The organism is Actinomadura bangladeshensis, assembly GCF_004348335.1.
Lineage (GTDB): Bacteria > Actinomycetota > Actinomycetes > Streptosporangiales > Streptosporangiaceae > Spirillospora > Spirillospora bangladeshensis.
Map to the genome: position 1 here is coordinate 1 of NZ_SMJW01000373.1, position 5,682 is coordinate 5,682.

6 protein-coding genes are annotated in these 5,682 nt (G+C 73.0%); 3 read left to right on the forward strand and 3 right to left on the reverse strand.

What is annotated here, in order from left to right:
- The coding region (locus E1284_RS37855; protein ID WP_481726637.1) for a transporter permease at window positions 1–633 on the reverse strand (633 nt) is incomplete at its 3' end.
- Complete coding sequence (locus E1284_RS37860) at window positions 633–1,820, reverse strand: CaiB/BaiF CoA transferase family protein (protein WP_131944958.1); 1,188 nt, start codon at window positions 1,818–1,820, stop codon at window positions 633–635. The genes E1284_RS37855 and E1284_RS37860, both read right to left, overlap by 1 nt.
- 134 nt (window positions 1,821–1,954) lie before the next feature.
- Between E1284_RS37860 and E1284_RS37865 the strand changes: the two genes are divergently transcribed.
- The gene (locus E1284_RS37865; RefSeq protein WP_165965586.1) at window positions 1,955–2,851 is read left to right on the forward strand and encodes a LysR family transcriptional regulator; all 897 of its coding nucleotides are present in this window, start codon (window positions 1,955–1,957) and stop codon (window positions 2,849–2,851) included.
- Between the two features lie 72 nt (window positions 2,852–2,923).
- Here E1284_RS37865 and E1284_RS37870 read toward each other — a convergent pair whose 3' ends face one another.
- Window positions 2,924–4,312 carry a tannase/feruloyl esterase family alpha/beta hydrolase gene (locus E1284_RS37870; protein ID WP_131944960.1) on the reverse strand — a complete coding sequence of 463 codons (1,389 nt, stop codon included), beginning with the start codon at window positions 4,310–4,312 and terminating at the stop codon, window positions 2,924–2,926.
- A 271-nt stretch (window positions 4,313–4,583) separates the two neighbouring features.
- Here E1284_RS37870 and E1284_RS37875 point away from each other — a divergent pair, with 271 nt between their 5' ends.
- Both E1284_RS37875 and E1284_RS37880 read left to right on the forward strand, forming a co-directional pair.
- Window positions 4,584–5,375: an ABC transporter ATP-binding protein gene (locus tag E1284_RS37875; protein ID WP_131944961.1), complete on the forward strand. Its 792-nt coding sequence runs from the start codon at window positions 4,584–4,586 to the stop codon at window positions 5,373–5,375.
- The coding region (locus E1284_RS37880) for an ATP-binding cassette domain-containing protein (protein ID WP_131944962.1) at window positions 5,362–5,682 on the forward strand (321 nt) is incomplete at its 3' end. The genes E1284_RS37875 and E1284_RS37880, both read left to right, overlap by 14 nt.

The window sequence follows — 5,682 nt, forward strand, 5'->3', positions numbered from 1 at the left end:
GTCCGGGGCGGTGGTGATCCGGCCGGGTGGGATGGCGCCGGTGCGGGTGCCGACGGTCAGGAGCGCCGCGCATATGACCAGGCCGGTGGCCAGGCCGCCCAGCAGGAAGGTCACCGGGGCCGAGCCCGGCAGGACGATGCCCTGCTTCTCGCTCATCTCGCGGGCGGTGACGCCGTAGACGGCGAGCGGGGAGAGCAGGCCGCTGATGATCCCGGTGATGCCGAGGACGGCGGCGATCAGCGGGGAGATCCGGTAGCGGGCGGCGAAGCCCAGCGCGATCGGGGAGACGATGGCCGTCGCGGCGGCGGGCAGGGTGCCGACGGCGGTGAGCACGGCGCCGATCACGAACGGGACGAGCACGATCAGCACCAGCCGGCCGCGGACCAGCCGCAGCAGCAGGTCGAGCAGCCAGTCGAGGGTCCCGTTGAGATGGGCGACGGCGAACAGGGCCGTCACGCCGACGATCAGCACGAAGAAGTCGGCGGGGAAGAAGCCCGTCACGTCGTCGGTGGCCACGTCGGCGGCGAGGGCGAGGAGGAACGCGGCGGCGAGGGCGCCGAGCCCGAGGTCGAACGCGGGGATCAGGGTCGCCGCGAACAGGGCGACCAGGATGATGATGGAAAGGGCTGCCATTAGACCACTCCTCGGTGGCGTAGCTCCTTGATCTCGGGTTCGGTGAGCCCGGCGAGGTCGTGCAGTACTTCGGCGGTGTGCTCGCCGAGCGCCGGGGCGGTGCCGCCGATCACGGCGTCGAAGCCGGAGAAGCGGCCGGCGGGGGCCTGCATGAGGCGCGGGCGGCCGGTGCGTCCGTCCGGTACCTCCAGCACCGATCCGCGGGCCCGGATGTGCGGGTCGGCGCAGATGTCGGCGGCCGAGTTCACCGGCCCGGCCGCCACCCCGGCGTCGAGCAGCAGCGCCATCAGCGGTTCGAGGTCGTGGGACGCGACGAAGGCGGCGACGCGGGCCTCGATCTCCTCGCGGTGCTCCAGCCGGGCCGTCATGGTGTCGTGGACGGCGAGGTCCGCGGCGTCCATGACCGTGACCAGGCGGCGCCACATCTGCTCGGTGGAGGCGGGCAGCGCCAGCCAGCGGCCGTCGCGGGTGCGGTAGAGGCTGTTCGGGCTGATGTGGGGGTTCTGGTTGCCCTGGCGTTCGCGGCTCTCGCCGGTCGCGCCGTACTCGACGACGAAGTCCTCCATCATCCGCAGCAGCGGTTCGTAGAGGGGGATGTCGGCGAGCTGGGCCTCGCCGGTGAGGTCGCGCTGGCGCAGCGCGAGCATGGCCGCGAACGCGGCGTAGATGCCGGTGACGCCGTCGGCCACGGGGTAGCCGGCGAAGACGGGCGGCTGCTCCGGGTCTCCCGTGCGGTAGGTCAGGCCCGCGAACGCCTCCGCGACGCGGGCGAAGCCGGGGCGGTCGGCGTAGGGGCCGGTGCGTCCGAACGCGCTCACGTGGACCATCACCAGGTCCGGCCGGTACGCCCGCAGGTCGTCGAAGTCGATGCGGAAGCGGCGCAGTGTCGCGGGGCGGAAGTTCGTCACGACGATGTCGGCGGCGGCGGCCAGCCGGCCGACCAGGTCGGCCGCCTCCGGGCGGTGCAGGTCGACCGTGACGCTGCGCTTGGCGCGGGCCAGCATCGTCCAGGTGACCGACTCGCCGCCGTCCAGGGGCGGGTAGCGGCGCGCCGGGTCGCCCTCGGCCGGATGCTCGATCTTGATGACCTCGGCGCCGAACTCGCCGAGCAGCGAGGACGCCAGGGGACCGGCCAGGATCGTCGAAACGTCCAGGACGCGCACTCCGCTCAGCGGACCGTCGGACACCGGGGATTCCTTTCACAGGCGATGGTCGGTCGGGCCGGAGAGACCGGCTTACGGCACGATGCACCGTCCGTGGCCTGCCAGGGAAGACGCGGGTGGCGTTCACCGGTGAAAGGTTTTTCCTTTATGGTTGGCCGGTGCGAGTGGAGCGGGCGCGGTACTTCCTGGCCGCCGTCGAGACCGGGTCGCTGCGCGCGGCGGCCGGGCGGTGCGGCGTCAGCCAGCCGACGATCGGGCAGCAGATCGCGCTGCTGGAGGAGGAGCTCGACGTCGTCCTGCTCACCCGCAGCAGGCACGGCGTGCGGCCGACACCGGCCGGCCAGGCGCTGATCGAGCCGCTGCAGCGGCTCGTCGCGGCGGAGGACGCGGTGCGCGAGTCGGCGATGGAGTCGAGCGGCGCCTACCGGGGGCGGGTCCAGATCGGCGGGGTCTCGGTGACCGCGGAGACGATCATCGCGCCGGTCGTGGGACGGCTGCGGGAGCGGCACCCGGGGCTGCGGTTCACCGTCCGCGAGGGCGCCTCGTCCGCCATCGAGGACGCCGTGCTCGACGGCGCGCTGGACTTCGGGGTCGTCACGATGCCGGAGCGTCCGGCCGCGCCGGAGCTGCGCCGGACCCCGCTCGTGTCGGCCCCGCTCGGGATCTGCGTGCGCACCGACCATCCGCTGGCGGGACGCGGCGACGTCCACTGGCGCGATCTCGAGACGTGGCCCATCGTCACCATGCGGGCGGGCACGGTCCTGTGGGAGGCGCTGCACCGGTACGTGCCCGATCCGGACGTCGTCGTCCAGGCCATGTCGGCGCGCACGGTGAAGGTGATGGTCGCGCAGGGCGCCGGGCTCGGCGTGCTCGCCCGGTTCGAGACCTCGGCCGACATCACCGACCTGGTCTGGCTGCCGCTGCGGGACGCGCCCTCCGTCCACCTGTGCCTGACGCAGCGGCGGGAGGGCCGGCCGTCGCGGTCCGCGGTCATCGTCCAGCGGCTCATCCGGGCGAAGGCCGGGGAACTGGCCGGACGGGACCGGGTCCCCTGACGGGCCACCGGGAAGCCGGTGAGTGGGTGGCGGCCCGCCAGGGGGGCTCAGGGGCCGGGCGCGGCGCTCCGGTCAGCCGATGGAGCAGGTGTTGACGACGTCGCCGCCGGTCTGGCGCGGAACGGTGGCGCTGGGCGGGGGCGCCTGGCCGCCGCGCGGGGCCGTCCAGCGTTCGAGGTCGTCGAACGCGGTCCGCATGCAGGGCAGCAGCGGCCGCATGCGGTCGGGGAACATGTCGTATTCGAGGTCGAGGTGGGACGCGCCCTCGATCCGGTAGTAGCGGTGCAGGCCGCCCCTGCCCTGCTCCCGGATCTTCCGGTCGTAGGCGTCGCCGTGGACCCTGATCGGCAGGAGGGTGTCCAGCGTCCCCTGCACGGTGATCAGCGGCTTGCCGATGCGGCCCGTCATGCCGAGCCGCTTCACCGTCTGGTGGACGCTCCTCGGCCGCGCGTAGAAGTTGTAGTCGGTGTCGCAGCCGGGCGTACCGCTTTCGCAGTACGGGATGCCCGCCTCCAGGTCGCCGTCGTAGGTCGGGTCGACCTCCTCACGGTAGATGCGCTGCGTGTTGTCCCACAGGACGGTGTAGTTGAAGTCCCAGAGGAACTCCGAGCCGGCGGCGAAGCCCGCCTTCAGCATCGCTGCGTGCGCTTTCGGATCGCCGGTCGCCGCGTACTCGGGGTAGTTCCGCAGCGCAACGGGCAGGTAGACGAGCGCGTTGTTCGCGTCGTCCCGCGGCCAGTACGTGCCTTCGGCGTCGATTCCGCCGTCGTACAGTTCGGGGTGGTTCTCCAGTGCCCAGCGCACGAGCTGGCCGCCGTTGGAGATGCCGGCCGCGTACGTCCTGCGCAGCGGCCTGCGGTAGTGGCGGGCCACCGTGACCTTGGCGGCGACGGTGAGCTGGGTCATCCGGCGGTACCACTCGGCGATGGCGTCGCCGGGACGCTTGCCGTCCTTGTAGAAGGTGTTGCCGCTGTTGCCCTTGTCGGTCGAGGCGAACGCGTACCCCTTCGCCAGCACCCAGTCGGAGATGGTGAAGTCGTTGGCGTACTGCAGGCGCGTCCCCGGCGCCCCGGACACCACCAGGCCGCCGTTCCAGTTCTCCGGGAGCCGGATCACGAACTGGGAGTCGTGGTTCCAGCCGTGGGTGGTGTTGAACGCCGACGTGTCGTGGAAGTAGCCGTCGATCTGGATGCCCGGCACCCCGCTCGGGTTGCGGGTGGCGGCGGCGTTCAGCCCCGCCCACTGGGCCTGGACGGTGTGGCCGGACGCGACCGTGCCGGCGGTGGTCAGGTCGTCCAGGCAGGCGGCGACCTGCCGTTCCGCTCCGGGGACGTGGACCGTGTCCATGCGGGCGCAGCGGCCGTCCGCCTGCGCGGACGCGCCGGTCACCGCGACCAGGGGGACCGCCAGCAGCGACCCCAGCAGTATCGAGAGGACGGAGGATCTGCGAAGAACGGGCATGTGCGGCCTCCGGGGGTGGGGACGGGGCTCGTCGGTCCGCCCCGCGCGAGAGGCCATGCTGCGCGAGCCGTTCCGGGCGGTGCCACGTCGCCGGGCACACTCTTCGCGCGCGTCCAGTGGTGGCGGCCCCCTGCGGTGTGCGCCGCCTCATAGCCGGGGCCCCGAATATGTGCCGGGTCACCTGGTTCGCCGGTGCGACCGCCGCCTAGCGTTCACGACCACGGCGGCCCGGTGTGGCGCGGGTCACCGGATGGACGCAGGAGGAGGACCCATGGGCGCACCCGCCCCGGAGGCGCCGGTCGTGGAGGCGCCGGTTCTTCGAGCACGGGGGCTCGTGCGGGAGTTCCGCGGCTTCCGGGCCGTGGACGGCGTCGACCTCGACGTCGGGAAGGGGTCCGTGCACGCGCTGGTGGGCCCGAACGGCGCCGGCAAGACCACGCTGTTCAACCTGCTCACCGGCTTCCTGAAGCCGACCGCGGGCAGCGTGCTGCTGGAGGGCGGCCGCGAGCTGGCCGGGCGCAGCCCCGAGGCGATCACCCGGCTCGGCGTGGCGCGCTCGTTCCAGATCACCAGCCTGTTCGCCGAGCTGACCCCGCTGCGGCACCTGGAGCTGGCACTGGCGAGCGGCACCGGCCTCGGCTGGCGGTTCTGGCGCTCGGACCGGACGCTGAGCCGCTTCGCCGGCCGCGCCGGGGAACTGCTCGACGAGGTCGGGCTGTCCGGCCGCGGCGACGTCCCGGCCGGTTCGCTGTCGTACGGGAGCAAGCGCGCGCTGGAACTGGCGCTCGCGCTGGCCCTCGACCCCCGGGTGCTGCTGCTGGACGAGCCGACCGCGGGCATGGGCGTCGAGGACGTGGAGCGCACCATCGAGCTGATCCGCAGGATCCGCGCCGGCCGCACCGTGGTCCTGGTCGAGCACAACATGAACGTCGTCGCCAACCTCGCCGACCGGGTGACCGTCCTCCAGCACGGCAAGGTGCTGGCCGAGGGCCCCTACGCCGAGATCCGCCACGACCCGCGCGTCATCACGGCCTACCTGGGGGACTCCCATGCTGAGCGTTGACGGGCTTTCCGCCTGGTACGGCGAGGCGCAGGCCCTGCGCGAGGTGTCCCTGCGGGTGGACGAGGGCGAGATCGTCACGCTCGTCGGCCGCAACGGCGCCGGCAAGACCACGCTGCTGCGCTGCCTGATGGGCCTGCACGCGGCGCACGGCAGGACGACCGGCACGGTCGCGCTGTCCGCCGCGGACATCTCCGCCATGAGCTCCCACAAGCGCGCGCGGCGCGGCCTCGGCTACGTCCCCGACGACCGTGGCATCTTCGCCACGCTCTCGGTGGAGGAGAACCTGACGCTGCCGCCGCGCATGGGC